The following is a 26,499-nucleotide window of genomic DNA, read 5'->3' as shown; positions in this document are numbered from 1 at the left end:
CGCCCCCGAGCCGCGGGGGTGAACCACGGCCTCGTCGACCACCTGCTGACCTGTCCGGCGAAGGGTTGGTTCGTGCCGGGGCCGTCCGATTCGACCGCTGACCTGCTTGGCCCGGCAATCGCGGACGTCCGGTCGAGGCCGGTCAGACCTGCCGGAGGGCGCGCTCCGCGATGTGGTCTCCGATGGCCAGGCAGGCGGTCGCCGCGGGGGAGGGGGCGTTGAGCACGTTCACGACGCCGGGCCCTTCCCGAATCACGAAGTCGTGGACCAGGGCGCCGTCCGTGTCCACGGCCTGCGCCCGGATCCCGGAGCGCCAACTCTCGAGGTCGTGCACTTCGAGTTCGGGCAGCAGGGCGCGCGCCTTCCGCACGACCGAGCGCCGGTCCAGCGAGCGCCACTGCTCCTCGACGGCGGTGCGCCAGTGGGCCCGCGCCAGACGCCGGAACCCGCGATAGCTCAGCGCCTCCAGGGCGTCGGGAAGCCGCCCGGAGAGGCGCCCGTACGCCTCCCGGCCCCAGGCCCAGACCGCGTTCGGTCCGAGTTCCACGCGCCCGGCCACGTTCCGGGTGAAGTGGACGCCCAGGTGGGGGAGCCGGGGGTCTGGGACCGGGTAGATGTGGCCCCGCACGAGCCCCGCGGCCGTTTTGGACAGGCCCCGATACTCGCCCCGGAAGGGGAGGATCTTGAGATCGGGTTCCTGCCCGAGGAGCCGCATCACGCGGTCGACGTGCAGCCCGGCGCAGTTGACGACGACTCTGGCCGCGATGTCGCCCGGGGGGCCGGCGAGCACGATGCGGTGCCCGGAGCGGCGGGCTTCCCGCACCTCGAAGCCGGTCCGGACGCGGTGGCCCGCGCGGGAAAGATCCGCCGCGAAGGCTCGCGCCACGTCACCGAAGTCGACCGCCCCGGTGGCCGGCACGTGGAGCGCCTCGACGCCGCGCGCGTGCGGTTCGATCTCGGCGATTCCGCCGGGGCCGATGCGCTGCATGGCGACGCCGTTCGCCGTCCCGCGCCGCTCGAGTTCGGCGAGGGCGCCGAGTTGGTCGCGCGACGTGGCGACGACGACCTTGCCGGTGCGCGTGGTCCGAATGCCTCGCTCCGCGCAGTAGCGAAACAGCCGCTCGGCCCCCTCCGTGCACAGCCGCGCCTTGAGCGAGCCCGGCGCGTAGTACAGCCCCGCATGGATGACGCCGCTGTTGCGCCCCGTCTGGTGCGCCGCGACCTCCGGCTCCTTCTCGAGGACGGTGAGGGCAAGGTCGGGCCGGGTCCGGCGGAGGGCGTCGGCCGCGGCGAGCCCGACGATCCCGCCGCCGATGACGGCGATGTCGAGCGGTTTCGTCATCCGCTTCCGGCGTCAGCCTCCGCTCCGACCACGCACTCGGGGGTCTCGCCGCGGACCCATGCGGCGAGCATCCGCCACTCCGGATCGTCCGTCGAGTCCCAGCGGCGCGGACCGCCGTGGAAGTAGTCGCCGGCCGGCGCGCCGCGCCGCGTCCGGGAACCCCCGTCAAACCGCTGCCTCATGATCCGCCTCCGCGATGTGCGCTCGTTTACCTCCCACGCTAAGATCGGCGGCAGGGCGAGGTCCAGCCCCCAAGTTCACCTACCCGGCCACCCGCCCGGCACGAACGTCGGCTCGGGGCCGGGCACTCCGTTCCCCGGTTCGGGAATCCACCACGGCAAGAGGAGCAGAATGCCGAAGAAGCGCGAGCGTGCCCTACGCGGCGCGGCGGTTTGGGCAGTCGCGGTCGTGTCGGGGCTGGTGGCCGCGGGTTGCGGCGGAGATGCCGCATCCCCTTCGGACGGGGAACCGCCGCCGCCGCTCACGGTGGCGGGCACCTACCCCGCGACGGGAGGCTTGCGCGAGGATGGCGGACGCATGGAGAAGGGCTACCGCCTCGCGATCGAGATGCTCAACGAGGCGGGCGGGATCGATGGTCGGAAGGTGCGCCTGATCCTGCGCGACGATGGCTCCGACCCGCGTGCGGCGGCGGAGATCTACCGGGAGTTGGCCGACACCGATTCGATCGACCTCCTCATCGGACCCTACGCGAGCTCGATTACGGACGCGGTGGCGCCGGTCGTCGAGGCGGCGGGCCGCCCGCTGGTCGCCGGTCTCGCCTCGTCCTCCGCGATCTGGGAGGGCAAGGGCCGACAGTGGACCGTGCAGATGCTGAACCCCGCCCGGGACAACCTCGCGGGCGCCGCCATCGTCGCCGCGCAAAAGGGGGCCGAGACGGTGGCCATGGCGTACGAGGACTCGCGGTTCCCCGTCTCGGCGGCGGAGGGCGTGCGCGCGGCGGTCGCCCAACATGGCCTCCGGCTCGTGATGGACGAGAAGTACCCGCCCGGCGGCGCGGATCACGCGGAGCTATCGGCCCGCGCCCGAGACCTCCGGGCCGATCTGTTTCTGGGCGGCGGCTACACCGACGACGCGATCGCGTTCACGCGCGCCGCGGCCGAGGTCGGGTACGCGCCCATGCTCATGAGCTGGGCCGCCGGGCCGGCGGAGCCCTCTTTCCCCGGCCGGGTCGGCGAGCTGGCCCGCTGCATGATCGGGAACACGCCGTGGCTTCCCACCCTGCGGACGTCGGGGCTCCTCGCGGACAACGCGACCTTCGTGCGGCGCTTCAACGAGACCTACGGGGAGCCTGCCGGCTACACGGCCGCGGCCGGCTTCGGCACCGTGGATTTGCTGGCGCAGGCCGTGAACGCCTCCGTGGCCGCGACCGGCGAGGTCCGGGATGCGGCGATTCGAGACTTCCTGTTTCGCTCCGACGCCGAGACGGTGCTCGGCCCCTACGGCGTCGTCGGGTTGGGCGACCCCGGCTCGGGCAGCCAGCGGCGGCTCGTCCGCCTTCAGATTCAATGGCAGGAGGACGGCCAGGGAGGCTTGGCGCAGCGCGTCATCTATCCACTGTCGATGGCCGAGGCCGAGGCCTGCGTGGCCGGCTGATTCGGTCCGGGTCACCCCACCTGGACTCAGGCGCTCGGCGGCATGACGACGTCGGTCGCGCCGAGGAAGTCGGCGAGGTCGGCGATGGCGTCGTTCAGCGCGGTCCCGAAACGGGCGGTCGGGGCGAGGCCGGGCTCGAGGTGGAGCGCCCGGATTTCGAGCACGCCGCGGTCGCGGTGAAGCTTTGGATCGAGTCGGCCCACGAGGCGGCCGTCGTGCAGGATGGGCAGGACGTAGTAGCCGTACTTCCGCTTCGCGGCGGGGACGTAGATCTCGACGGTGTAGTGGAAGTCGAGGAGTTCCGCGGCGCGCTTCCGCTGCCAGAGCAGCGAGTCGAAGGGACAGATGAGCGTCGTCCCCGCGGGCTCCGGGAGTCCGTCGATGCCGCCCAGGTGTTCGGGCAGGGCGTAGCACGGCCCCCGCAATCCCTCCACGTCGACCTCGACGATCCGCTTCTTGCGCAGGTTGCGGGCGATGACCCGGCGCCGCTCCGCCGCGTTGAGTTCCGGTCCGGTGAAGTAGTTGACGAGGTGCCGCTCCGGCGCGATGCCACAGCCGGAGAGCCCGGTGAGGAGCCAGCTGTCGTGGTATTCCGCCAGCGTCGCGGCGGGCCCGTCCGGGTAGACCCGTTCCGCCACATCGTAGATGCAGCGGAAGTGGCGCCGGCCCGTCACGGCGACGCGTCCGTCGTGCCACAGCAGCTTGAGCGAGCGCTTGTCCTCCTTCAGGCGCCACGCAAGCGAGTCGGTCTTCTCCTCGCGTTCGCCCGGCCGCGGCTGGAAGTCGACGCTCTCCAGAGGTCCTTCCGCGCGCAGCCGCCGCAGCACTCGCCGCTTCGACGCCGTCGAGGTCGCGTATCGGTCCCACCACGCGCGTCCCGACCAGCTCTCGGGAGGGAAGCGTCGCATGCGCCTCCGTCCGAGAGGGAGATGGGAGATGGGAAGGACCGAGGCTTCGTGCCCCCAGTACTCGTACGCGAGACGATCTCCGTACACCCACCGATCCACCTTCGAGCGGTCGTACGGGCCGAAGCGGCTCCAGAGGGTCAGGTAGTGGGCGCGGTCCACGACGTTCACGCTGTCGAGTTGAAGAGCCCCCGTCCGTTCCAGGTGGTCGACGAAGGCCGCCGCGTCGAGTGGGGTCGACCCGCGGGGCCGGGTGAGTCCCTGGCGGTGCAGCCACAATCGAACCGCCGCCTCCCGCGTGAACTTCGGGCGGCTCCGGCGGGGTCCGGTCACGCCCGCCCCCGGCGCGGTTCCGGCTCGGCGCCCGCCTCCGGTCCGACCCCCGCTTCCGGTCCGACCCCCGCCTCCGGGTCGACGAGTCGGAGTCTGCCGAGGGGCACGTAGTAGCGGGCGTAGCGGCGTCCGTCGCACCAGCGCGGGGCCCGCCTGTCCTCCACGAGCACGGTGGCGCGTTTGGTGATCCGGTTCACGCGTCCCGCCAGGAGTTGGCCGCGAAAGAGGAAAGCGACGCGCGCGCCCACCACGATCCCTTCCCGGGCGGCGCGCTCGGAGCGGGTGATGAGTTGGTGGGTGTGCGCCCGGTGGAGAAAGAGCCGCCTCGCGATCCCCTGGAAGCGTCGTCTTCCGCAGTGACTCTCACCCCAGCACAGCAGCTCCGCGAGGTGCACGAGTTCGTGTTCGAAGATCCGCTGCAGAGCCTCGAGCCGGTTTCGGCAGGGAAGCCCGCAGGCCGTCACATCCCGGTCGTCCTCCCCGAACCCGTCGAACAGGATCGAGGTGGCGACCGCGATCTCGAACCGCGGGGCGCGACCTCGGCGTTCGAAACGCGTGGTCTTGCCCCCCGCGCGCGTCATCCGCCCGGAAAGCCGGAAGGCGAGGGTGTCCGGCCCCAGGATCCGTCCGCACAGACCGTCCAGAAAGCGCCCGTCGTAGCCAGCGAACAGGGCTGCGAGATCGTCCGGGCCGATCTTCGCGAAGTTCGGTTCGCGGACGTGCGAAGACCCGCCGAGGAGATCGCCCGCGATCTCGTCCGTCCACGCGCGAACGGCGGTCTCTCCCGGCTCCCGGCTGAGCAGGAGCCGGGAGAGCGCCTCGGTCGGCACGGAGGGGGCGGCGCCCCGGCGGTTCAGCGGCTCTCGTCCTCGGCCGCCACGGCTTCCGATCCCAGGTGCTTCCGGAACCAGGTCAGGATCCGTTCCGACACGTCCATCACGAACTTGGGCTCGCGCGGCCCGTGCGGCGTCCGCGGGTACACGACCATCTCCGTCGGCACGCCGCGGCGGTCGAGGGCGCGGTAGAACTCCTGTCCCTGCGTGAACGGGACGCGCAGGTCCTCCGCCCCGTGAATCACCTGCGTCGGCGTCACGACATTCGCGATGTGGTACATGGCCGAGTGCCGCTCGTAGCGTTCGTAGTCCTCCCAGAACTCGACGCCCATATGTCCGACGAGGTAGTCCTGGATGTCCGTCGTCGTCGTCATCGAAATCAGGTTCGGGAGTCCGGCCCCCATGCTCGCCGCCACGAAGCGGTCCGTCTGCGTGACGGCCCACGAGGTCATATAACCGCCGTAGCTCCAGCCCATGAGAAGGAGACGGTCCGGGTCCGCCACCCCCATCTCGATCGCGTGGTCGACGCCCGACATGAGGTCGCGGAAGTCGCCGTAGCCCCAGTCCTGGAAGTTGGCGTAGCGGAAGTCCTTCCCGTAGCCGGTGGAGCCGCGGGGATTCGGGCGGAGGATCGCGAAGCCCTCCTGGGCGAAGTACTGCAGCATGTACGCGGCGGGGCTGCCCGTGAAGCTCTGGCTGTACACGCCCGCCGGCCCGCCGTGCACGTTCAGGATCAGGGGCACGCGCTCCCCTTCCTCGTAGCCGACGGGATAGGTGAGGAGGCCCTCGATTTCGAACCCTTCGGTGGAGGTCCAGGAGACGAGTTGCGTCCGTCCCATATCAGGTTGCGGCACGGCGGCATGAAGGTCCGTGACCCGCGTAGGCGCGTACCCGTTCGTGGGCGAGACGAAGACGTCCCACGGTTCTTCGGTCGTCTGCCAGGTGAAGGCCATGCGGTTCGCGTCGCCATTGAGCGCGACGGACCCCGCCACGCCGTCGCCGTACGAGATGAAGCGCATCTCCCCGCCGTCGGCCGGAACGGCCAGCACGTGCCGGCGCGTGCCGAGCGACTCGAGGAGCAGCAACTCCGAGGAGTCACCCGACCAGCCCAGCAGGGACGCGCTCCGGTTCGGCGTGTCCAGTCGGCGCGCCTCGCCTCCCGCGGCCGGCATGACGTACACGTCGCCCAGTCCGATCGGCTCCGGCTGGTCGCCCGTCGACACGTAGGCGATCCAGGCGCCGTCCGGCGACCAATGCGGGCTCCGTTCGATCCCCGCCCCGCCCACAAGGAGCGCGACCTCCCCGACCGCGGGCGGATCGGCGTCCGCGCCTTCGGCCGGGTCTTCGTCGCCATCTCCGCCGGCACCTCGCGCGGCCAGGATGTCGGCGATCTGCGCGGCGTCCGGGACCGTCGTGGTGGAGAGGTCTCCGCTCAGGCGCCCCGTGTTGATGCGGGGGTCGGCCTGGTGTGCGAACACGATCCGCCCCCCGTCCGGGGCCCAGCCGAAGCCGGTGACATGGAAATCCCCGGCGGTGAGCCGAACGGGGGCCGCGGGCTCGTCCGACTCCGGGTCGATGGCGGTCACGTACAGGTGCGAGTACTTGTAGTCGCGGTCCACGAGGATGACGTCCCGCTTTTCCTCTCTCGCCTTCTTCTCCTCCGCGGTCGGCGGATCCCGCATGAGGAAGGCGATCCGTGTCCCGTCGGGCGACCAGCGGTAGCTCCCCACCGAGCCCTCCGCCTTCGTGAGCTGCCGCGCCTCACCGCCCGCCATCGGCAATGCCCACACCTGGCTGCCCGCCTCGCCCTCTCCGTCGCGGCCGGAGGTGAAGCTCAACCAGGCGCCATCGGGCGAAAACTGCGGCGACCCCGCCGACGCCTCCCCGCGCGTCCACTGCGCGGCCCTCGTCCCGTCCGCATCGGTCATCCAGATGTGACTCAGATACTCCGACTGCGGTCCTTCCATCAGCGGCTCGCGCACGACGTAGGCGACGCGGGAGCCGTCGGGGGAGATCGCGGTCCCGGAGACCGCGCGGTACTGCATGCTCAGCGCCGGCGTCCACCCGGCCTCGGCCGGTGCGGCGTCCGCTTGCGCCCATGCGGGAAGGGGCAAGAGCAGGCTCGCGGCGAGGACGAGACCCGGGAATCCGGACACTCGGCGGGGAAGGCGCGGGAACGCAGTGGTCGAAAAGCCGGACATGTCGGCACCTCTCGGTTATCTTGGCGCGGTGACGCGCTCGCGGATCGGATGGCCGGTCCAACATTACGAACAGGGGTGCCATGTCCGAAACGCCGTCCCAAGCGCTGCGCGAAACGCTGCCCGAAACGCGATCGGCGCCGCGGGTCGCCGCTCCGGTGGCGGACGCCGAGCGAATCCACGCGATCGATGCCCTCCGGGGCTTTGCGCTGCTGGGGATCCTCATCGTCAACATCTGGAGCTTCGCCCGGGTCGGGGCGGCGTACGCCAACCCATCGGTGGCTCCGGCCGCGGGCTCCGTCGGCGGATTCGCCGGCGTCGACTCCTGGACCGGTGTCGACTTCTGGATCTGGGCCGCCGTGAACCTGTTCGCGGACACGAAGTTCATCTCGATCTTCTCCATGCTGTTCGGCGCGGGGATCGCGATGATGGGCGAGCGGCTGGCTCGTCGCGGCGTCGCGGGCGGCCGACTGCACTACCGCCGCCAGTTCTGGCTTCTCGTGATCGGACTCCTTCACGCCTACGGCATCTGGCACGGCGACATCCTCGTGCCCTACGCCCTCTGCGGCTTCATCCTGTACGGGTGCCGCGACTGGGCGCCCCGCCGGCTGCTGTGGGCCGGCGGCGTCGCGGTCGGAGTCGTCGTGTTCGTCATGGCCCTCGCCGACTGGTCGATTCCGTACTGGCCCATCGAGGAAAAGGTGGCTCTCGCCGCCGAGTGGGCGCCCTCTCCGGCCGCGCTCGCCGCCGAAATCGAAGCCATGCGCGGCGGCTGGGCGGCGTAGCTCCCGGTCCGCGCGTCCTACGCGTTTCTCGTCGAGACGGTCGCGTTCCCGGGCTACCTCCTGTGGCGAGCCGGCGGGCTGATGCTCGTGGGGATGGCCCTGTACAAGCTCGGCGTGCTCTCCGCCCGACGGTCCGCCGCCTTCTACCGCCGGATGGTCGCGTGGGGGTTCGGCGCGGGGCTCCCCATCGTCGCCGCCGGGATCTGGTACCGGGTCGCGGTCGACTTCGCGTGGGAGCAGGCGAAGTTCCAGGGTCACCTCTTCAACTACATCGGCTCCGTCGGTGTCTTTCTGGGCTACGTGGGGATGATCATGCTGCTGGCCCGGAGCGAGCGTCTGGCTCGCGCCCGGGCGCGTCTGGCGGCGGTCGGCCGCATGGCGTTCACGAACTACATCGCCCAGAGCGTGCTGTGTACGCTCATCTTCTACGGCCACGGGCTGGGCCTGTTCGAGCGCGTCGGAAGCGCGGCGTGTATCGGCATCGTCGTGGCGGTCTGGACGCTCCAGCTGGCGTGGTCGCCGTGGTGGCTCGCCCGGTTCCGCTTCGGACCCCTGGAGTGGTTGTGGCGTACCCTTTCCTACGGGCGGCGACAACCGATGAGAATCGCGTGAGCAAAACCGCGATGAGCGTGGCGACGAACGTGGCCATGAACGCAGCACCGAACAGGGAGATTCGATGAGAGTGATTGGCCCGGGGGCCCGCACATTCTCCGCCGTGATGCTGGCCGCGCTGCTCACGCCGGTTCTGCCGCGGTTGTCCCATCCGTCGCCGTACGGCGGGCTGGCGGCGCAGGAAGATGACCGGGAAGCCCGGGAGGCGGCGGAGGCGGCCGAACTCGCGCGCCGCGATTCTCTGCGCAGGATCTTCGATCCGGCCGGCGCCTTCGAACCCCTCGATCTGCCCGAGCCCGGCGAGTTTCGGGATGCCGCCGGCGCCCCCGGCGAGGCCTATTGGCAGCAGCGGGCCGACTACCACATCCGCGCCGCCCTCGTCGATGATCGCATCGAAGGCACGGAACGCATCACCTACACGAACAACAGTCCCGATTCGCTCACGAGCCTCTGGGTTCAGCTCGACCAGAACCTCTTCCGCGAAACCAGCTACGGGGCGCTGAGGGCGGAAGAACTGGAGGGGGAGGTTCGCCACGGCGGCTTCTTCAAGGACGGCGGTTTCGTGATCTCGGGGGTCCGCGCCGACTTCGAGGGCGAGGCGACGATCCCGGAGTACCGGACCGAGGACACGATGATGGAGATCCTCCTCGGCGAGCCCCTCCCTCCGGGCGGAAGCCGGGTCGAGGTCGAGATCGACTTCGCGTTCGAGATCCCGGAGACGGGCGGCGACCGCATGGGGCAACTCGACATCCGGGGCGGGATCATCTACCAACTGGCGCAGTGGTACCCCCGCGTCTTCACCTACGACGACGTGAACGGGTGGAACCAGTCCCCCTTCCTGGGGCAGGGCGAGTGGTATCTCGAATACGGCGACTTCGATGTCGAGCTGACCGTCCCGCGGGACTTCGTCGTCGTCGCTACGGGAGAACTCCTCAATCCCGAGGAAGTCCTCACGCCGATGCAGCGCGAGCGGCTCGCGGAGGCGCGCCTCTCCGAGGAGACGGTCCACATCATCACGCCGGATGAAGCCGGGGAGGATCGCACGCGGCCACCCGGCGACGCCCCGCTCACCTGGCGCTTCCGCGCGGAGAACGTGCGCGACTTCGCGTGGGCCGCCTCCGACCGCTTCGTCTGGGACGCGGCCGGCTGGGAGGACGTCCTCATCATGTCCGCCTACCCGGAGGAGAGCATCGGCGGACCCGCGAGCAGCGGCTGGGAACGCTCCACGGAGTATCTCCGCCACAGCGTCCAGTATTATTCGGAACAGTGGCTGCGCTATCCGTATCCCGTCGCCATCAACGTGGCGGGCCTCGCGCTCGGGATGGAATACCCCATGATCGTCTTCTGTTCGTGGCGGTCCCGCGGCGCCTTCCTCTTCTCCGTTACGGACCACGAGATCGGACATACGTGGTTCCCGATGATCGTGGGATCCGACGAGCGGCGGTACGCCTGGATGGATGAGGGCTTCAATACCTTCATCAACTACTATTCCGGCATCGAATTCGCCGGCGGGGAGCCGATCCTGGGCCAACTCATGTCCCCGACCCAGATCGCGACGGACACCCGCACCCCGAGCCACGCCGTGTACACGCCGGCCGACAGCATTCCGGAAGCGGAGATCGGGGTTCTCGCGTACAACAAGCCGGCCGCGGTGCTCGTCCTCCTGCGCGAGGAGGTGCTCGGGCCCGAAGTGTTCGACGAAGGCTTCCGGGAATACATCCGGCGCTGGGCGTACAAGCACCCGCAGCCGGCCGACTTCATCCGCACGCTGGAAGATGTGTCGGGGCAGGACCTCGACTGGTTCTTCAGGGGCTGGATCTACGAGGACGCGATCCTCGACCAGGCGATCGCCTCCGTGACCCGTGTGGGGGACACGACCCGGGTCGTGTTCGAGAATCGTGGAGGCATCCCGATGCCGCTCGAGGCGCGGATCCTCTACCAGGGCGGGGACGAGCAGCGATTTGACGTGCCGGTCGACGCGTGGCAGGTGGACGGCACCTATGTGCTGGAGGTGCTCGGCGGGGTTGTGCGCAACGTCCAGATCGACCCGGACGGCGCGATGCCCGACGTGAACCGCGGGAACAACGTGTGGGGCCGGGGCATCGTCGGCCGCCGGCCTCCCCGATAGCGCCGCCTCCCGCCCCGTGACGGGACCGGCCGTCCCGCCCTCGCGAAACCACCGTGCCACGCCGTCCGTTCTGATGCCGCATGAAGCGCACATGAAGCGCATGCGCGGGGGGGAGACATGGAGGACATGGTCATCGCGGTCGTCGCGATCTTCTTCACCATCGGCATCCCGGTCCTCGCGATGGCGACGCACTTCGCCCTGCGGCCGCTGGTGAAGGACCTGGCGGAAGCGCTCGGGCCGCGGAAGCGGGAGCGAGAGACGATCGCCCGGCTGACGGAGCGTGTCGAGCAGCTTGAAGGCGAGAGCCGGGAACGGGGCGAACTCGTGGATCAGCTCGCGGAGGCGGAACTGTTCCGGCGGCAACTGGAAGAGCGCGCCGCCGGCGGAACGCCACGGGACTCCCAATGATGATTATCGAGACCGAGGGGCTGTCCAAGCGATATGGGGCGCTGCGGGGCGACGGAACGCTCGCGGTCGACCAGCTCTCCGTGCAGGTGGAAGCGGGACAGGTGTACGGTTTCCTTGGGCCGAACGGGAGCGGCAAGACGACGACGATCGGGATGCTCCTCGGGATCATCAACCCGACCGGCGGTTCCTTCCGGCTGTTCGGCGGGGAGACGCCCGCCGAGTTGCACGCCGCACGCCAGCGGATCGGCGCCACGCTCGAATATCCCAACTTCTACCCCTACCTGAGTTGCCGGGACAACCTGCGGGTGGTGGCCCGAGTGAAGGGGAGCGGTGAGGCGGACATCGCCGAAGTGCTCGAAATCGTGGGCCTGACCTCGCGCCGGAAGACGAAGTTCAAGGCGTGCTCGCTGGGCATGAAGCAGCGACTCGCCCTGGCGGCCACGATGATCGGCGACCCGGAACTCATCATCCTCGACGAGCCGGCCAACGGGCTCGATCCGGCGGGGCAGCGGGAGATCCGCGACATCATCCGCGAACTGGCCAGCCGCGGGAAGACGATCTTCCTCTCGAGCCACATGCTGCACGAGGTGGAGCGCACCTGCACGCACGTCGCGATCATCGAGACCGGCCGCCTCGTCCGCGAGGGAAGCGTGGACGAACTCACCTCCGCCGGAACGGTGGCCGCGGTGGGCGCCGATGGGGACATGGAGACGCTCCGGCAGGCCGTGGCGGAGTTCGAGGGCGCGGGCCGTGCGCGGGTCGAGGATGGCCGCGTCCTGGTGCAGATCGGGGGCGACGCGCTCTCCGAATTGAACCGCTTTCTCGCCGGGCGGGGGATCTACGCCTCGCACCTGTCGCTGGAGCGGCAATCGCTGGAGGACGCCTTCATGGAGATCACGGGCACCCCCGAGGGGTTCGGAGAAGTCCAATGAAGGGCGCTCGAGCGTTCGGCGTGCTGCTGCGCAACGAGTGGTTCAAGGCGAGGAAGCGGGTCGCCTTCTGGATCGCCCTCGGTTTCTACGCGTTGTTCACGTTGATGAACCACGCCCAGCCGTTCTGGGAGCGCAGCGAGGGTTTTCGGCTCCCGGACATCTGGGCCGCCGTATTCGGGGATGAATCGGCCATGCTGGTGATCTTCGCCGCTCTCACGCTCGTGTTGCTGTCGGCGACCGAATTCGGTTGGCGAACCGCGCGGCAGAACGTGATCGACGGCCTCTCCAAGTCCCAGTGGTTCTGGGGCAAGTCGCTCCTGCCGCCCATCGTGGGGCTCGCCTTCATCGGGGTCCACGTCCTGATCCCGACGGTGCTCGCGCTGATTCGGACCGATTTCGCGGCCGCGCAGGGGCCGCTCGTCCCGCTGTCCGTCTTTCAGGCGGCCGGAGGGCTCGGGCTCGCGTTTCTGAGCGTGGGCGCGCTCGCTTTCCTTCTGTCGCTCCTGATCCGCAAGACCGGAGCGGCGCTGGCGGTGTGGTTCCTCTGGATCGGCCCGATCGAGTCCGGGATGCTGCCCGGGCTCGTCCGCCGCTTCCTGCCGGACTACACCGGCTGGCTCGACTACCTGCCGTTTACGAACGGCCTCCCGCTCCTCGAGTTCCGCAACTACGACGCACCCGCCTACGAGCGGTACGCCGCCGCCGTCGAGGCGGCGGGTCGAACGCCGCCCGCCGCGGTCGACCCCGCCTGGCACCTGGTCACGGCCGCCGCCTGGACGGTGGTCCTGGTCGGCATTGCCTTCATCTCGTTCCGCCGCCGGGATCTCTGATTCCGCCCCTTGCGCCCGCGGGGTAGCGGTTCCAGCGTGGCGTTTCCGAGGTGGGTCCAAGGCGTGACCAAGGAGGTAGCGATGTGGCAGCCGGCGTACAGGTGGAAGCGCTACCGCGACGTGACAAAGCGAGGGATCGTCGTCTTTTGGGTCGTCTGGGCGGGATCCCTGGTGTTCCCCATGTGGTTTTGGCTTCCCAAGGTCCAGGGCGCGTTTTTTTGGAGCTTGGCGGGTCTTGTCCTCACGGCTTGGGCCATGCAGTTCGCCGCGCTCGAGTTACTCCGCTTGATCGGCTTACGCGAGACGCGTAACGGGACCTAGCGGCGAGCCGTGTATAGCACGTGCCTGTTCTGCAAGAGGCCACTGGGGTCCAACGAGGTCGTCGAGACCTTCCCGGTGGGACGCCGGCTCGCGTTTGATGCGGCCAGGGGCCGGCTGTGGGTGGTGTGCCGGAAATGCCGGCGCTGGAATCTCACGCCGCTCGAGGAACGATGGGAGGCGGTCGAAACGTGCGAGCGCCTCTTTCGCGCTACGCCGCTGCGGGCGTCCACCGACCAGATCGGCCTCGCCCGCCATCGTGAGGGCCTGGAGTTGGTTCGCATCGGGAGACCGCCCCGAGGGGAGTTCGCTGCATGGCGCTACGGCGACCAGTTCCGGAAGCGGATGCGAAACTGGCAGTTGGCCCTCGTGGGGAGCGTGGCGGCTGGTCTCGCGTTCGTGAACTTGCCGGGCGCCATCGCCAGCGGTGGCGTCTGGGTCCTTTTGTTCGTGACCGCAACCCGCCCGGTTGCCAAGGTCGGGATCGGGGGCGAAGAGGCTGTCGGGGGTGCAGAGGCTGGCGGGAGCCCCGTCGGTCCGGGGACGGTCGTCAAATTCACGGAGCGCAACGTTCGCTCGATTCGTATGCTGCCCGCCGATGACGAGACCGGATTCACAGTCGATATCCGCCAGGGTATGAGTCCGTTCCACGAAGCCCCGCGCGCGTCGTTCATGGGCGAAGACGCCCGGAAGGTCGCGGCGGCGGTGCTGCCGGTGGTCAACGCGAATGGCGGCACACGGCGTACGATTCAGGATGCCGTGGCCGAGATCGAGGCCCAGGGTCATGCGGGTCGTTACGTCGCCCGGGCGGTAAGAGGCAACCCGGACGTCGATCGGGAGAGCCCCCCGGGATTCGTCACGAACATGCGCAAGCCCACGCGACTGGCGCTGGAAATGGCCCTGCACGAGGAGCAGGAACGGCGAGCGCTGGAGGGCGAGCTTTGGATGCTGGAACAGGCATGGCAAGAGGCGGAAGAGATCGCGGCGATCGCGGACCGACTCCTGCTCCCGGCCGGGACCGACGCCTTCTTCGAGAAGTACGGAACCGTTCGGGGATCCAGGTTGAGTGTGCGTGATGCGTGACACGCGGACGGGGCTCCACCGCCGGATCGCGCTGGAGACGCCGGAGCACGTCAAACTCGAGTACCAGCTCGCGGATCTGGGGTCGCGCGCGGCCGCTCTCGCGCTCGATCTGGCCATCATCGTGGTGGCCATGCTGGTCGTGGCGCTGGTCTTCCGGTACACGGGCGGGCTCGGACGGGCCGTGCTCTACATCGTCAGCTTCTTCGCCGTGTGGGGGTACTTCCTCTTCTTCGAAGCGGTGTGGGACGGACGCACGCCCGGGAAACGCGCGGTGGGGCTGCGGGTGCTGCACGACGGCGGGGAGCCGCTCTCGTTCCAGGGGGCGGTGCTCCGCAACCTGATCCGGATCGTGGATCTGCAGCCGGCGGCGACGGGGATGGCCGGGGCCGCGTCCATCCTGTTCAACCGCCGGGCGCAGCGCCTTGGAGACCTCGTCGCCGGCACGATCGTCGTCCGGGACACGGGGGGCGGTGAGATGTTCGGGGACGAGCCGGCGACGACCGGCCGCGTGGGGCGTCCGCGACTTTCCGTCGAACAGTTCGCGCTGGTGGCGGGTTACGTGGCACGGCGAGCCGGGCTGGAACCGGACGTCCGGGGCCGCGTGGCCGCCTCCGTCTGGGACGCGGTGCGACCGGCCGCCGGCCGGGACGGCGTGGACCCCGAGGCGGCTCCCGATACACACCTCCTCCGACTACATGACGAGGAGGCTCCACGGCACGCCGCGCGCCAGGGCGGGGCGAGTCTCCAGGCCGCGGCCATGGCGCGGGAGCGCCGCGAGGCCTGGGCCACTTACACGGACCTGGTCGAGAAGGGGCGCGCCGGCGGGCTGGATCGGTTCAGCGAGGGGGAGGTCCGCGCGTTCGGACGCCTGTATCGCGGGGTGACGGCGGACCTGGCGCGCGCGCGAACCTATGGCGCCTCTCCGGGGCTGCTGGAGGCGGTGGAACGGTGGGCCGGGGCCGGGCACAACCTCCTTTATCGCGCGAAGGGAAGGGCGGCGGTCCCGCTCGGCCGCTGGATCGCGCGCGAACTGCCGCGGGCGGTGCGGCGCCATCACCGGCCGGTACTCCTCGCGGCCCTGCTTCTTTTCGGTCCCATGCTGGCCTCGTACGCGGCCGTCCGGGATCGTCCCGCGCGTGCGCGCGCGATCATGCCGGCGGGGATGCTGGCGAGAGCCGAGAACACCGCCCGCGGGGACATCAACGCTTCCTACATTGAAGTCGACGGCGCCGAGCGGCCGGCTCTCTCTTCCGCTCTGGTGACGAACAACATCGGCGTGAGTTTCTTCGCGTTCGCCGCCGGGTTGCTTGCCGGCGCGGGCACGGTACTGATCCTCGTCTTCAACGGCGTGCTGCTCGGGGCCGCGTTCGGGCTGTACGCGAACAACGAGGTCCTGGGGGTGATTCTCGCCTTCGTCTTCCCGCACGGCGTGATGGAACTCACCGCCATCTGCCTGGCCGGCGGGGCGGGGTTGGGACTGGGGTCGGCACTCCTCGTTCCCGGACGGCGCACGCGTCGGGAGGCGCTGCGGGAGCGCGGGCGCGCCTTCCTCTCGCTCGTGGGCGGGGCGGTGTTGCTGCTGATCGTGGCGGGGCTCGTGGAGGGGTTCTACTCGCCGTCCGGACTACCGGCCGTGGCGAAGTTCACCTTCGGAGGCGCCACCGCCCTCCTGCTCGCCGCGTACTTCGGTCTCGCCGGCCGGCGCCCCGACGATCCGCGAGGGGAGATCAGAGCAGTCCCCGCTCCTTGATCTCGACGTACTTGTCCAGCGTGCGCACGAGAGCGTCGCCGGGCGGCGTGTCCACGACGAGAATCCCCGACTGGCGCATGACCTGAAGCGTCGTGGCGCGCGACTGCACGAGTTCCTCCGCGGCGGCGCGGTGGAAGACCGCGGCGTCCTCGCGGGCGGGCTGCGTCGCGGCCGCTTCGAGCGCCGGGTTGCGGATGGCGACGGCCAGCGGCAGGTGCGCCCGTCCGATCCGCGCCAGCGAGGTCACGAGCGCCTTCGAGACGGCCTCGTCGATCACATCGCAGAAGAGGATGACGAGCGACCGCTTGCGGAACGTCCGGCTCAGGGTGGCGAGCGCGAGCGGGTAGTTGGGCTCCACCGGCCGGGTTTCCACGCCGGCGAAGACCCGGGCCAGCGCCGCCGGGTCGGACCGGCGGGGCGGCGACAGATGCCGGATCTCGTCGTCGAACACCACGGTTCCGACGCGGTCCCCGAAGCTTTGCGCGCGGTTGGCGAGCATCATGCCGGCCGCGAGGGCGAAGTCCACCCGCTCCCGGTCCCCGAGCCGCTCGCGCATGTGGCGCCCCGCATCGATCGCGAGGACGACGTTCTGGCTGCGTTCCGCCTCGTAGTTGCGGACGACGAACCGCCGGCGCTTCGCCGAGGCCTTCCAGTCGACGATGCGGGGATCGTCCCCCACGGCGTAGTCGCGCAGGCTCTCGAACTCGCGGCCGTCGCCCCACTGCCGGCTGCGGCGCGAACCGGCCGTGCGCAGGCCGCGCCGGAGCGCGTGGCCGCTGCGGTCCCGCAGCAGGCTCCGGATGCCGGGCTGCACCTGAAGCGTGTGCGCCGCCTCCACGATGGAACGTCGCCACGCGAATCCCCACGGCGAGCGCGTGCGCAGATGAATCGCCCCCATCGCGAGAAAACCGCGCGTGCGGGGCCGCAGCCTGTAATGCGTGCGTACGGCCGAAGCGGCGGGCACGTCCAGCCGGACGCCCGCCTCCCAGGGTTCGCTTCCGTCAGCTCCGGGGAGGCGGCGGAGGGAGGGATCGAGGTCGTCGGTGAGGAGGACGGAGAGCCGCCGTTTCGTCGGGTTGCGCACCTCGATCCGGACGTCGGTGATCTCCCCGAGCGCGGCGATCCGCGGCACCGTGCGGGAGGCCGATGGAGGCCGTGTCCGCCGGCCGTCGATCCAGGCCAGGAGGAGGATGACGGCGTCTGCCGCCACGGCGGCCGCCGCCGAGAACAGGAAGACGAACGACGTCAGCCCCAGCAGCCAAAGTGTCCGCCCGCTCGGGACCACCGCGATGCGGACTATCGGGGCGCCTCCAGCGTCTCGAGGAGCGCCCGCAGTTCGTCGTCGGAAGAGCGTCCTTCGACCTCCGCCTCGGCGGTCAACACGACGCGATGCCGAAGCACGGGGAACGAAAGCGACTTCACATCATCCGGCGTGACGAAGTCCCGGCCGTGCAGAAACGCTTCGGCCCTCGATGCCTGGAAGAGGGCCACGCCGGCGCGGGGACTCGCCCCCAGCGCGAACGCCTGGTCGTCCCGCGTCGCGCGCACGATCCCGGTCACGTAGCGCCGCACCCTCTCGTCCATGTGCACGCCGTCCACCGCGTCACGCGCCTCGAGGAGCGCCTCGCGCGTCAGCGGTTCGCCCATCGAGTACGTGGTTTCATCGTCCGCCCGGAACCCCGCCTCGTGGCGGTCGAGGATCGCCCGCTCCGCTACCTCCGGCGGATAGTCGATCACGATCTTCATCAGGAAGCGGTCGACCTGCGCTTCGGGGAGCGGATAGGTCCCTTCGTACTCGACCGGGTTCTGGGTCGCGAAGACCGTGAACGGCGCGGGCAGGGCGCGCGTGGCGCCGTCGACGGTGACCTGGCGCTCCTCCAACGCTTCGAGCAGCGCCGCCTGGGTCTTGGGCGGCGCGCGGTTGATCTCGTCGGCAAGGAGGAGGTCGGTGAACACGGGACCCGGCCGGTAGCGGAAGTTCCGCTGCGTCTCGTCCAGCACGCTCACGCCGACGAGATCCGTGGGCATGAGATCGGGTGTGAACTGGACGCGGCCGAAGTCGAGCCCCAGCCCGCGGGCGAGGGCCCGCACGGAAAGCGTCTTGGCCGTCCCCGGCACGCCCTCGAGGAGCGCATGGCCACGAGCGAGGAGCGTGATCATGAGCTGTCTGAGGACGGCCTCCTGGCCCAGGATCACCTTCTCGATGTCGCCCAGCAGACGCAGCGCCGCATCGTGCGTCGTCATGACTCCGCCCTTCGTCCGAGGTGGTCGTCGATTCCGGCGGCGACCATCGTCAGGTCCACCGGATCGGCGCGCAAGCCGCGCCGGATGCGGGTCAGAGCCGCCTGCTCTCCCCGCCGCGTCTCCAGTTCATCGATCAGCGCCCGGGCTTCGCCAACGTCCCGCGGCGGCGGGCGGCGTACGCTGCGGGCCAGCCGCGCCAGGAGGAGGAGGGCGGCCGTCCGCCTGGCGCGCGCTTTCTCGTACAGGTCGCCGAGGGCGGAGACGTGTTCGAGAGGCGATCTCCGTTCGCGGTCCGGAGGAGCCGCGGCCGTCGTCGGAGCGCCGAAGCGCAGCCCCGCGCACGCGAGCGCTACGAACGCGGCGAGGAGGAGTTGGAGGAGCGTTCGTCCCTGGGCGGAGCCGAAGACGAAACCCGCCCACCGCCTCGCCGTGCTCTCATAGCCACGGATGCCCTGGTGGAACTCGGCGAAGAAGACCGTGTCGGCGGGCGTCGCGTAGGTGAGAACGGCGCGCATGACGACGAGCGCCAGGGGGTCGTCGGCGACGCGGCCGTTCGAGAGCGGCTCCGCATCGCTGAGGACGATGACATGTCCGTCGCCGACGGGGATGAGGCCTGCGCCGGTCCACCTCCGATCCTCGTCGTCCCCTACCGTGAGGAGCCCCTGGAGGGGAGTCGGGGACGGCATGATCGTCTCATCGGAGGGGTCCGGCTCGTGCAGTGCAGCGTCCCGGCGCTCCCGCAGTTCGCGCGATGTCATCCACCGTATCGCGCGGCGTGGAGCCCGCGGCGCCGGCAGGCTGTCGGTCAGGGAGTGGGCGACCCACTCCGGCTGGTCCAGGTCGCCCGGCCGGGGCACGCGAAACGCGATGCCGAGTGAGTCCATCAGCGGCGTGATCCTCAACGCGCTGGTAATGGCGGGGAAGAGGCGTGGTGCGTACACAAGCGTGCCGCCGCGGCGGACGCGCTCGAGGAGGGCGTGTACCTCGACGGGGCTCGGGACGACGGCGGGCGAGAGGAGCACGAGCGCGCCGGGGACCGGATCGGCGTCGGCCAGGGGCGTGAGGCGGGGCGCCGTCGGGCGCCCGAATCGTTCGAGCCCGCGGGCGAACGCGGCCACCCCGTCCGGCGTCGTCCGGAAGGAACTTCGCTTCACGTCGAGCGCCGCGCGTCCCGCCGGCCGCGCGAGGTACGCGGCGAGGCCCGCTCCCAGCGCGATCGCACCGACCCACGCGAACGTCCTGAACCTGCCGATCCCGCTCACGATGGGTCGGCCTCCTCACCCGACGCGGATGTCGGGCAGCCCGCGTCCCGCGCGAGGTCCTCCAGCGCCGCATAGCCCGCGCGGGTGGGCGTCTCCTGACCGAAGGAGAGTCCCTGGAAGTGACGGATGAAGTTGCGGCCGGTGCGGGTGTCCATCTCGAGAGCGTAGTCGCCGGGCGTCTTCGACGAGTGGAACGCCACCGTGCCCTGCTCATCGAGTGTGAGGAGGAAACCCTGGTAGAGCGCGCTCGCGGCGGGCCGGAGCGCTCCCTCGCCCGCCCGCATCCGGGCGAGGCCGAACCACTCTCGCGCCGAGGCGGGCGCGCGATCGTTCTCCAGACCCTCGTCCGCCCTCTCCCGCACCCTGTGCACCCACTGCGGCCCATGGCGCAGGGCCACCGCCCCCAGCGCGATGAGCGCGGCCAGGACGACGAGGACGGCCAGCATCTCCATGAGCCCGCCTCCCTCGTCGAACAGGAATCGACGCAGCCAATCCCATGCATCGGAGAGCGTCCTGGCGATCCACTCGTAGATCTGCTGTCGTGCGGAGGGGGCCGGGGAAACGAAGTCCGGTCCGGCGAGGATCTCCCGCAGCGCGTCGGACATCTCGTCCGGCAACGGGAGGGGTTCGGCGACGCGCTCCTGGACGATCACCGTCCGTCCGTCGCCATCGCGGCCGCGGCAGTCTCCAGGTCAGCGGCTTCCAGACGCACCCGCCGGTCGTGGTAGAGGAAGAACACCGTCGCCACGAGGAAGGGCTTGGTGAACGACCCGATCAGCAGATCCAGCGTGTTCTGTACTGCCTGAAGGCCGCCGCTCACCGTGCCCGCCGTCGTGGGCGACGTGAACATCTCGAAGCCTCCGAAGAGAGCGAACGCGCCGAAGGAGGGGCCCTCGCGGATGATCCAGACGACGAGCATGACACCCAGGATCCGGAACCAGGCCCCCTTCCCGAGTTTCAGCGAGCGGCGCACCGCCTCCGGAGCGGCCCGACCCTCCATGAGCACGGCCGGAAAGATCGCGAACGAGATACGGAACCAGAGCGCCAGCACCACGAGGGCGCCCACAAGACCCACGAACCCGAAGACGGTCAGCCCGACGACGAGGTTGCCCAGGGCTGCGATCGCGGCGGCCCCCACGATCGTGACCGGGATCATGACGACCACGCCCGCCAGGACCGCGATCAGCAGGGCGAGCAGGTGCCCTCCGGCCGCGCTCGGAAAGGGGCGGAGCGCTCCGCGGTACGCGCTCTCCAGCGAAGCCGCACCTCCCTCCATCCGGGCGCACATGGCGACGGCGACCGCGAGCGTCCCCACCCACGAGAGCGCCGTCGCCGGCAACAGGATCGCCAGGTCGAATCCGAGTTCGCCGACCGCCGGCGTGCCCGAGGGGTCGAGGCCCGTACCGGGCGTCCCGAGGGCGAGCAGCATCGCGTACCCGGGGAGGGCGCCCACGAGGGCGATGAGGAAGTAGAGTCCGAAGTCGCGCCGGTAGAACTGGATGGCGCCGTCCAGTATCTCCCCGAACCCCAGGGGCCTCTGTGGTATGACGGACATCCCGGCCTCCCCGTTCGGAGTCGGTGGTCGGAGTCGGTGCTCGGAGTCGGTGGATCGGGTCCCGGCTACTCCAGAATCCTGTCCTCGATGATGTGGGTGGCGGTCTCCCATTCGTCCAGCGGTGCGGACCACTCCCGGTCGCGGATGCGGCGCAGGTACGTGACCTGGGCCAAGTGGTAGAGATAGTGCTGGGCGATATGGATGACGGTCGCCCCCAGCCTCAACGTCATCTTTCCGTCCGGAGATGTACGCTCCGCGACGAGATCCGCGTCGCTCTCGCACGCGTCCACCTCGGCGAGGATCTGTTCCTGGATCGTGCGCATGCGCGCGGCGATCTCCTCCGCCGGCCCCGGGGCATCCTGTTCGATTACGGGCGTGATGCCGAGTTGCTTCAGGAACCAGACATCCACGCGGTACATGTGCCGGCAGATCTTGCCGACGCCGCGCATCCCGTCCGCGGGCTGCCAGTCGAGATCCTCGCGCGAGATTCCGTCGAGCACCGTGAACAGCGGTTTACGCGCGGCTTCGAAGATCTCGGTCGTGTGGGCGATACGGGTCCTCATCCTCAGCGGTTTCCTTTCGGCTGCAGTGCCTGCGACATGAACTCGATCGCGCGGGGGATGGCTCCGGGCAGGGAGAGGAAGTCGTGTCCGCCTCCCTCGTAGATGAACGCCTCGAAGTCGGGAGATGTGCGGCCGAGGGCCGCCATCGTTCGCATCAGCGACTCCGCCTGGCTCACGGGCACGACGAAGTCCGCCGTGCCGTGATGCACCTGGACGGCGGGGAGATCGGCGGCAAAGAGGACGGACGACCGACGCACGAGTTCGAGGCGCGCCTCGGGCGTGGACAGCGTGCCCCGCACCAGCGGCTGCACGACGGTGGAGTCGAGGTGGATGAGACCGGGCAGGTCCCAGGGGCCGTCGAGCGCGGTCTTCCACGCGATGACCCGGATCCATTCGTCGAAGAAGTCCGTCGGTCCGAAGAACGCCACGATGCGGTCCACCCGCTCGTCGCGGGCTCCCGCGAGCAGCGCGACGCCGGCCCCCCGGCTGCCGCCGAGGATGTGAATCGCGTCCGGCCGGACCTCGGGCGTCGTCTCGAACACGACGTTCGCGAGTGCGAGCGCGTCATCGACGTCGTAATCCCAGTGACTCGAGGGGCCCTCCGACACCCAGCTCCGGCCAGCGTAGCGGAGAGGCTCGCTGCGGAACGAGGGGATCGCGTAGACGAAGCGATGGCTCAACTCTCCCAGCGCCAGCGTCACGATGTCGATGTCGTCGACCGATACCCCGCTGTCGCCCCCGTGGGAGTACATCAGCAGGGGCAGGGTCTCGGGGGCCGCGCCGTCCGGCACGATAATCGCGCCGAAGTGGCGGGCGCCCGCCACGACGTGGGAGACGATCCGCAGCGTGGCCGTCGACTCCCCGAACGCCAGCTCCTCGGTCAGTTCGACCGAGACCCCCGCCGCGGAAACGTCGCGCTGGGCCCAGTCGGCTCGCACGGCGTCCACCACCGCCGCCGAGGCGGGCGCGAACAGCGCATCGAGTTCGGCATCGAGATCGATCGCCTCGGCGCGAACGGTGGCCTCGGCCCGGCCGGCCGAGACCGCGAGGCGCTGGGCGCCGGGAGTGGCCCCGAGCGTCCACGTCGTCGCCGCCTCCCCGTTGGCGTCCGCGACGGTCGAAGCCGGATCCGTGCTTCCGTGGCCGGGCTCGGGTCGGAAGGCGACGGAGCTTCCGGCGACGGGACGTCCGTCGGCGTCGAGCACCCGAACCGTGACGGTTTCGGCCGGCGCGCGCGCCGGAACGCCGCGCTGATCCGCACCCGTGAGAACGACGATCGACGCCGGTCCGGTCTCGGTGGGCCCGCCGGGATCGGCGGGATCGGCTTCTCCGCACGCGACGGCCGTGACGGCGAGAAAGACGGCCGGAGAAACGAACCACCGCGGATCGAGCCGTCGCGCTCGGCTCATTCCGGACCTGCGGCGGCGCCGGGGCCGACTTCGGGCGTCAGGCTGACGCGCGCCGTTCCGGCCGATGCCGGCCACGCGAGTTCGATGAGTTCTCCCTGGTCGACTTCCTCGAAGCCCCGTTCGGACCGAGCCAGCGTGACGATCCGCGTCCGCGATTCCCGCGGCGCACACGGGCCCTCGGTTGCCCCCGGCTCGACCCGCATCGGGTGTGCGAGCGGCAGCCGGGTGACGACCACGCTGTCGGCAGGGAGGTCGGCCGCGCTCCAGTCGAGTGTCGCCTCGATCCGGCCATCGTCGTGGATTTCGAGTTCCTTGTCGAGGCGGGGAAAACCGTCTTCGGACCGCAGGTGAAGACGGATTCGGCCGGCCTCCGCGGCGGGTTCCTTCACGAGTCGGAACGGGTGCGGCCGCCAATCCGCGATGACGGACCGTTCCCGCGTCCCCGGGCCGTTCGGTGGCGCGACGGCGATCTCCTGCAGCAAGGCCAGCGGGATGCCGTCCGGTGCGGGCGCGACCGGGGCTTCGGATGCCCGGTCGTGGACCGACGCGACGCCATCGCTCCGGGTGCGCGCCCCACGGGGCACGGCTCCGACTCCCGCGCGCCTCACGCCGGATTCCGAGGGGTCCCGGTGGTAGGCCTCGAGGCGGCGGGAGAGGACGTCGACGTAGTTCACGCCGTCCCGGAAGATCGTGAGAATCTCGATCGCGCCGCCGCGGGCGGGGCTGATCACGATGGAACTCCGGGCTGAGTGGATCCAGATCTCGTCATGGCCGTCCAGGTCGAAGTCGAGAATCTCGAAAGCGATGCCTTCTTCCTCGCGCAACCTCTGTTCGGCGGCGGCGAGTTCGCGCCAGATCGCCTGCCGCAGGTGTGGAAGGTAGACCCCGCCGAACACGCCATGCCAATACGCGTCGTTGCACTGCGCCCGCGCGATGGCGCGCCGGGCCTCGGGCGGCCCGCCGCGATCCCGGCACAGCGCGGAGAGGCGGAGCGCCATCTTGTGCATGCGGTTCGACTCGGGGTATCGACGCAGGAACCCCTTCCAGTGTCCGCCGCGGATCAGCGGGTCGACGCCTCCACCGTCGGATGTCGTGGCGACGAGCCGCGCCAGGCGCCGCGCGGCGGGGCGGGGAAGCGTCCATTCCTCCATCTCGCGGTACGCACCCGTCGCGGGATAGACGAGCCCGACGCTCGGACCGGAGGCCGCCTCGCGCGTCGTGACCAGCTCCACTTCGCCCCGCTCGCGGCCCGCGTTCAGCGCCTCGAGGAACGCGTCCATCCAGCCGCCGTACACCCAGTCGCGGGTGTCCGGCCAGCCGCCGAACTTCTCGCCATCGTCGCCGAGAACGACTTGACGCTGCCCGGCCCGCCGCAGCTCGGCGAAGAAGTCCGCGATCTCATTCGAGGGCCGAAACGGGATCAGGTACCGGAGCCGCTCGTCGATCGGAAGAAGGCGGAGCCGCTCCCCGCCGCTCTCCGTCGTGAAGGCGCCGTCGAGTTCCTCGCGCTCGAGTCCGCAGGCGAGGAAATGACGGTCGTCGAGGAGAGTGTATTCGATTCCCGCCCGCGCCAGATCGGCGGCGAGGTCGGGTTCCCACACGCGTTCCGTAAGCCACAGGCCGGTGGCCTCGCCCCCGAACCGGCTGCGGAGGTCCGCCCGCATCCACTCGACCTGTTCCACTCGGTCCTCCGCCGGGAGCGCGGCGAGGATGGGCTCGTACCGCCCGGAGGCGAGGAACTCGATGTCGCCGTGCGCCGCCCGCGCCCCGAGGTCATCGAGAAACTCCGGTGCGCCGTCCTCGAGCCAGTCGAGGAGCGGGCCGGAAAGGTGCAGCGAGATCGGATATGTGCCGTGTGCATGGAGGGCCTCGAGGAGGGGCCGGTACACCCCCGTCAGGTGGTCCTCGAACACATGGTCGAAGTTCCCCACCGGCTGGTGAAGGTGGATCGCGAACGCGAAGCGCAGCGGGTCTCGACTCACGCGTCCGCCGGGACCCGGACGTCGGCGCCCGACCTGAACTCGCGCTCGTACACCTCCGCCGCGTTCCCGATGTCGGCGTCGTTGGCCGGGGCCCTCGCGAGGTCCGCGACGAAAGCGGCCTCCAAGGCCTCCGCGCGCTCCGGCGCGAGCCCGTGCAGGCGGTCGAGGGCGTGCGCCGCGTAGCCGAGCACCTGCTTGGCCTCGATCCCCGCCACATCGTCGAAGAACCAAGCGCACGAGGTGAACATCGCCGCCCGGTCGCGGGCGAGTTCAAGGAGGGCGAGGGCCTCGTCCCCGCAGTCCTCGCGGGCAGCTCCGGCGGCGAAGTCCGCCAGCCCCGAAGGGTCGCCGAGGGCGCCGCCCAGCGCTGCCAGCGCCTGCCGGGGCTCCGCCAACCGGCCCGGCGCGAGGGTCGCGCAGGCCTCATCCAAGCCGGCGGCGAGCGTCTCCAGCGCCTCGCGCAGCGGCGCCCGCCACTGCTGCCGCGAATCCAGGTGAGGCGCCATTCGGCACCCGCACTCCGAGCGCCATCGCTCCACGCCGTGCGCGCAACTCCAGGAGGTGGGCGCCTCCAGGGTCACGAACGGCAGTTCGCCGCCGCCGGCGAGCGCCGATGCGAAGTTTCCGATCTCCACTTCTCCGCTCTCGCGGGCGCGGGAGATCACCCGCATGAGCGTGCGGTCGGCGCCCCGGTGGTGGTGTCCGAACGTCTCGCCATCCGCCGCCAGCGCGACGACGGAAGCCCCGCGGCCCGCCGCCGAACGGAGCGCCTCGAACCACGCGTCACGACCATCGAGCAGAGCCCCGAACGCCACGCCGTGCGAGAGTTCGCCCTCGTAGACGAAGATCGCGATCTCGCGGCCCCCGCCGAGCCGGATCCGCCCCGCCCCGCCGTCCGGGACGTCCGCGACCTGGTGCGGAGCCAGGATCGTGAAAGCCACGCCCTCCGCCGCCAGCACCTCGAGCGTGGCCGTGTCGACCGCCGTCTCCGGGAGCCACATGCCGTCGGCGCGCCGCCCGAAGCGCCGCTCGAAGTCGGCCATCCCCCAGCGCACCTCCGTCTCCTTCTCGCGGCGGGAGGCGAGCGGAAGGATGATGTGGTGGTAGGGTTGGGCCAGCGCGTTGCCGTAGCCCAGCCGTTCGCGGCTCGCCCGGTCCCCGCGGACGAAGCCCTCGTGGACGTCCGGGCGCTCTCCCTCGAGCCAGCGCGCGAGCGTCGGGCCGAGGTCGAAGCTCAGCCACTCGAACGCCCCCGCCCGCGCCAGGGGTTCGTAGCATTCGGCGGTGATCCGTTCGTTCCAGTTCCCGAACGGGGCCGCGCTCGGCTCGCTGCGGATCCGGTCCGTCCACGGGTCCTCCCGCGGCGGCTGGTAGAAATGGCCGTGCAGGACCACCGTGGCGCGATCCACGGCC

At 70.4% G+C, this 26,499-nt stretch carries 23 protein-coding genes; 9 read left to right on the top strand and 14 right to left on the bottom strand.

What is annotated here, in order from left to right:
* Window positions 1-142: 142 nt before the first annotated feature.
* Both lhgO and ACOGXI_RS05145 read right to left on the bottom strand, forming a co-directional pair.
* Window positions 143-1,342 carry an L-2-hydroxyglutarate oxidase gene (lhgO, locus tag ACOGXI_RS05150; protein WP_419937812.1) on the bottom strand — a complete coding sequence of 400 codons (1,200 nt, stop codon included), beginning with the start codon at window positions 1,340-1,342 and terminating at the stop codon, window positions 143-145.
* Window positions 1,339-1,524 (bottom strand): hypothetical protein, encoded by a 186-nt coding sequence (locus tag ACOGXI_RS05145; protein WP_419937811.1) that lies wholly within the window; start codon window positions 1,522-1,524, stop codon window positions 1,339-1,341. Before ACOGXI_RS05145 ends, lhgO begins: the two co-directional genes overlap by 4 nt.
* 169 nt (window positions 1,525-1,693) lie before the next feature.
* Here ACOGXI_RS05145 and ACOGXI_RS05140 point away from each other — a divergent pair, with 169 nt between their 5' ends.
* On the top strand, window positions 1,694-2,956 hold the full coding sequence (locus ACOGXI_RS05140; protein ID WP_419937810.1) for an amino acid ABC transporter substrate-binding protein: 1,263 nt from the start codon (window positions 1,694-1,696) through the stop codon (window positions 2,954-2,956).
* Window positions 2,957-2,982: 26 nt separating this feature from the next.
* Here the strand turns inward: ACOGXI_RS05140 and ACOGXI_RS05135 are convergent, their stop codons facing one another.
* From ACOGXI_RS05135 to ACOGXI_RS05125, 3 genes are read right to left on the bottom strand one after another with little or no spacing between them, the layout of a single operon-like run.
* Window positions 2,983-4,194: a winged helix-turn-helix domain-containing protein gene (locus ACOGXI_RS05135; RefSeq protein ID WP_419937809.1), complete on the bottom strand. Its 1,212-nt coding sequence runs from the start codon at window positions 4,192-4,194 to the stop codon at window positions 2,983-2,985.
* A complete protein-coding gene (locus ACOGXI_RS05130) occupies window positions 4,191-5,024 on the bottom strand; it encodes a SprT-like family protein (protein WP_419937808.1) in 834 nt (277 codons plus the stop codon). Before ACOGXI_RS05130 ends, ACOGXI_RS05135 begins: the two co-directional genes overlap by 4 nt.
* Before the next feature lie 23 nt (window positions 5,025-5,047).
* Window positions 5,048-7,228 (bottom strand): prolyl oligopeptidase family serine peptidase, encoded by a 2,181-nt coding sequence (locus ACOGXI_RS05125; RefSeq protein ID WP_419937807.1) that lies wholly within the window; start codon window positions 7,226-7,228, stop codon window positions 5,048-5,050.
* A gap of 80 nt (window positions 7,229-7,308) precedes the next feature.
* On the opposite strand from ACOGXI_RS05125, the gene ACOGXI_RS05120 reads away from it, so the two are divergent.
* The 8 genes from ACOGXI_RS05120 (at window position 7,309) to ACOGXI_RS05085 (ending at window position 16,071) form a co-directional block, all read left to right on the top strand.
* Window positions 7,309-8,010, top strand: coding sequence for a DUF418 domain-containing protein (locus ACOGXI_RS05120; protein ID WP_419937806.1), 702 nt, complete (start codon window positions 7,309-7,311; stop codon window positions 8,008-8,010).
* Window positions 8,011-8,091: 81 nt separating this feature from the next.
* Window positions 8,092-8,622, top strand: coding sequence for a DUF418 domain-containing protein (locus ACOGXI_RS05115; RefSeq protein ID WP_419937805.1), 531 nt, complete (start codon window positions 8,092-8,094; stop codon window positions 8,620-8,622).
* 64 nt (window positions 8,623-8,686) lie between these two features.
* The gene (locus ACOGXI_RS05110) at window positions 8,687-10,750 is read left to right on the top strand and encodes a M1 family metallopeptidase (RefSeq protein WP_419937804.1); all 2,064 of its coding nucleotides are present in this window, start codon (window positions 8,687-8,689) and stop codon (window positions 10,748-10,750) included.
* A 117-nt stretch (window positions 10,751-10,867) separates the two neighbouring features.
* On the top strand, window positions 10,868-11,158 hold the full coding sequence (locus ACOGXI_RS05105; RefSeq protein WP_419937803.1) for a hypothetical protein: 291 nt from the start codon (window positions 10,868-10,870) through the stop codon (window positions 11,156-11,158).
* Window positions 11,155-12,090: an ABC transporter ATP-binding protein gene (locus ACOGXI_RS05100; protein WP_419937802.1), complete on the top strand. Its 936-nt coding sequence runs from the start codon at window positions 11,155-11,157 to the stop codon at window positions 12,088-12,090. The genes ACOGXI_RS05105 and ACOGXI_RS05100 overlap by 4 nt, the downstream gene beginning before the upstream one ends.
* Window positions 12,087-12,920 carry a hypothetical protein gene (locus tag ACOGXI_RS05095; RefSeq protein WP_419937801.1) on the top strand — a complete coding sequence of 278 codons (834 nt, stop codon included), beginning with the start codon at window positions 12,087-12,089 and terminating at the stop codon, window positions 12,918-12,920. Before ACOGXI_RS05100 ends, ACOGXI_RS05095 begins: the two co-directional genes overlap by 4 nt.
* A 330-nt stretch (window positions 12,921-13,250) precedes the next feature.
* The gene (locus ACOGXI_RS05090) at window positions 13,251-14,321 is read left to right on the top strand and encodes a hypothetical protein (protein ID WP_419937800.1); all 1,071 of its coding nucleotides are present in this window, start codon (window positions 13,251-13,253) and stop codon (window positions 14,319-14,321) included.
* Window positions 14,314-16,071 carry a stage II sporulation protein M gene (locus ACOGXI_RS05085; RefSeq protein ID WP_419937799.1) on the top strand — a complete coding sequence of 586 codons (1,758 nt, stop codon included), beginning with the start codon at window positions 14,314-14,316 and terminating at the stop codon, window positions 16,069-16,071. The genes ACOGXI_RS05090 and ACOGXI_RS05085 overlap by 8 nt, the downstream gene beginning before the upstream one ends.
* Here the strand turns inward: ACOGXI_RS05085 and ACOGXI_RS05080 are convergent.
* From ACOGXI_RS05080 to ACOGXI_RS05040, 9 genes are all read right to left on the bottom strand, one after another.
* Complete coding sequence (locus ACOGXI_RS05080; protein WP_419937798.1) at window positions 16,049-17,356, bottom strand: DUF58 domain-containing protein; 1,308 nt, start codon at window positions 17,354-17,356, stop codon at window positions 16,049-16,051. The two genes, ACOGXI_RS05085 and ACOGXI_RS05080, sit on opposite strands and share 23 nt — an antisense overlap.
* An 11-nt stretch (window positions 17,357-17,367) precedes the next feature.
* A complete protein-coding gene (locus ACOGXI_RS05075; protein ID WP_419937797.1) occupies window positions 17,368-18,315 on the bottom strand; it encodes an AAA family ATPase in 948 nt (315 codons plus the stop codon).
* The gene (locus tag ACOGXI_RS05070) at window positions 18,312-19,577 is read right to left on the bottom strand and encodes a DUF4350 domain-containing protein (RefSeq protein WP_419937796.1); all 1,266 of its coding nucleotides are present in this window, start codon (window positions 19,575-19,577) and stop codon (window positions 18,312-18,314) included. The genes ACOGXI_RS05075 and ACOGXI_RS05070 overlap by 4 nt, the downstream gene beginning before the upstream one ends.
* Window positions 19,574-20,230 (bottom strand): hypothetical protein, encoded by a 657-nt coding sequence (locus ACOGXI_RS05065; RefSeq protein WP_419937795.1) that lies wholly within the window; start codon window positions 20,228-20,230, stop codon window positions 19,574-19,576. The genes ACOGXI_RS05070 and ACOGXI_RS05065 overlap by 4 nt, the downstream gene beginning before the upstream one ends.
* Window positions 20,227-21,132 carry a hypothetical protein gene (locus tag ACOGXI_RS05060; protein WP_419937794.1) on the bottom strand — a complete coding sequence of 302 codons (906 nt, stop codon included), beginning with the start codon at window positions 21,130-21,132 and terminating at the stop codon, window positions 20,227-20,229. Before ACOGXI_RS05060 ends, ACOGXI_RS05065 begins: the two co-directional genes overlap by 4 nt.
* A gap of 65 nt (window positions 21,133-21,197) precedes the next feature.
* Window positions 21,198-21,695 carry a DinB family protein gene (locus ACOGXI_RS05055; RefSeq protein ID WP_419937793.1) on the bottom strand — a complete coding sequence of 166 codons (498 nt, stop codon included), beginning with the start codon at window positions 21,693-21,695 and terminating at the stop codon, window positions 21,198-21,200.
* A 2-nt stretch (window positions 21,696-21,697) separates the two neighbouring features.
* Entirely contained in the window at window positions 21,698-23,104 is a 1,407-nt protein-coding gene (locus ACOGXI_RS05050) for a hypothetical protein (protein ID WP_419937792.1), read from the bottom strand.
* Window positions 23,101-25,086 carry an alpha-amylase/4-alpha-glucanotransferase domain-containing protein gene (locus ACOGXI_RS05045; RefSeq protein ID WP_419937791.1) on the bottom strand — a complete coding sequence of 662 codons (1,986 nt, stop codon included), beginning with the start codon at window positions 25,084-25,086 and terminating at the stop codon, window positions 23,101-23,103. The genes ACOGXI_RS05050 and ACOGXI_RS05045 overlap by 4 nt, the downstream gene beginning before the upstream one ends.
* A complete protein-coding gene (locus ACOGXI_RS05040) occupies window positions 25,083-26,495 on the bottom strand; it encodes a DUF3536 domain-containing protein (RefSeq protein WP_419937790.1) in 1,413 nt (470 codons plus the stop codon). Before ACOGXI_RS05040 ends, ACOGXI_RS05045 begins: the two co-directional genes overlap by 4 nt.
* Window positions 26,496-26,499 lie beyond the last annotated feature (4 nt).

This window comes from Candidatus Palauibacter sp. (genome assembly GCF_965208055.1).
Taxonomy (GTDB): domain Bacteria; phylum Gemmatimonadota; class Gemmatimonadetes; order Palauibacterales; family Palauibacteraceae; genus Palauibacter.
The sequence above is the reverse complement of the archived record's forward strand: the minus strand, read 5'-3'. Positions and strand labels throughout refer to the sequence as shown.

Excerpts from the sequence above, each read along its gene's own strand:
- ACOGXI_RS05110 (WP_419937804.1), top strand. The coding sequence starts at position 8,687 with ATGAGAGTGATTGGCCCGGGGGCCCGCACATTCTCCGCCGTGATGCTG.
- ACOGXI_RS05085 (WP_419937799.1), top strand. The coding sequence starts at position 14,314 with ATGCGTGACACGCGGACGGGGCTCCACCGCCGGATCGCGCTGGAGACG.
- ACOGXI_RS05055 (WP_419937793.1), bottom strand. The coding sequence starts at position 21,695 with ATGAGGACCCGTATCGCCCACACGACCGAGATCTTCGAAGCCGCGCGT.
- ACOGXI_RS05060 (WP_419937794.1), bottom strand. The coding sequence starts at position 21,132 with ATGTCCGTCATACCACAGAGGCCCCTGGGGTTCGGGGAGATACTGGAC.
- lhgO (WP_419937812.1), bottom strand. The coding sequence starts at position 1,342 with ATGACGAAACCGCTCGACATCGCCGTCATCGGCGGCGGGATCGTCGGG.
- ACOGXI_RS05140 (WP_419937810.1), top strand. The coding sequence starts at position 1,694 with ATGCCGAAGAAGCGCGAGCGTGCCCTACGCGGCGCGGCGGTTTGGGCA.
- ACOGXI_RS05115 (WP_419937805.1), top strand. The coding sequence starts at position 8,092 with ATGCTCGTGGGGATGGCCCTGTACAAGCTCGGCGTGCTCTCCGCCCGA.
- ACOGXI_RS05105 (WP_419937803.1), top strand. The coding sequence starts at position 10,868 with ATGGAGGACATGGTCATCGCGGTCGTCGCGATCTTCTTCACCATCGGC.
- ACOGXI_RS05050 (WP_419937792.1), bottom strand. The coding sequence starts at position 23,104 with ATGAGCCGAGCGCGACGGCTCGATCCGCGGTGGTTCGTTTCTCCGGCC.
- ACOGXI_RS05075 (WP_419937797.1), bottom strand. The coding sequence starts at position 18,315 with ATGACGACGCACGATGCGGCGCTGCGTCTGCTGGGCGACATCGAGAAG.
- ACOGXI_RS05145 (WP_419937811.1), bottom strand. The coding sequence starts at position 1,524 with ATGAGGCAGCGGTTTGACGGGGGTTCCCGGACGCGGCGCGGCGCGCCG.
- ACOGXI_RS05100 (WP_419937802.1), top strand. The coding sequence starts at position 11,155 with ATGATGATTATCGAGACCGAGGGGCTGTCCAAGCGATATGGGGCGCTG.
- ACOGXI_RS05125 (WP_419937807.1), bottom strand. The coding sequence starts at position 7,228 with ATGTCCGGCTTTTCGACCACTGCGTTCCCGCGCCTTCCCCGCCGAGTG.
- ACOGXI_RS05095 (WP_419937801.1), top strand. The coding sequence starts at position 12,087 with ATGAAGGGCGCTCGAGCGTTCGGCGTGCTGCTGCGCAACGAGTGGTTC.
- ACOGXI_RS05120 (WP_419937806.1), top strand. The coding sequence starts at position 7,309 with ATGTCCGAAACGCCGTCCCAAGCGCTGCGCGAAACGCTGCCCGAAACG.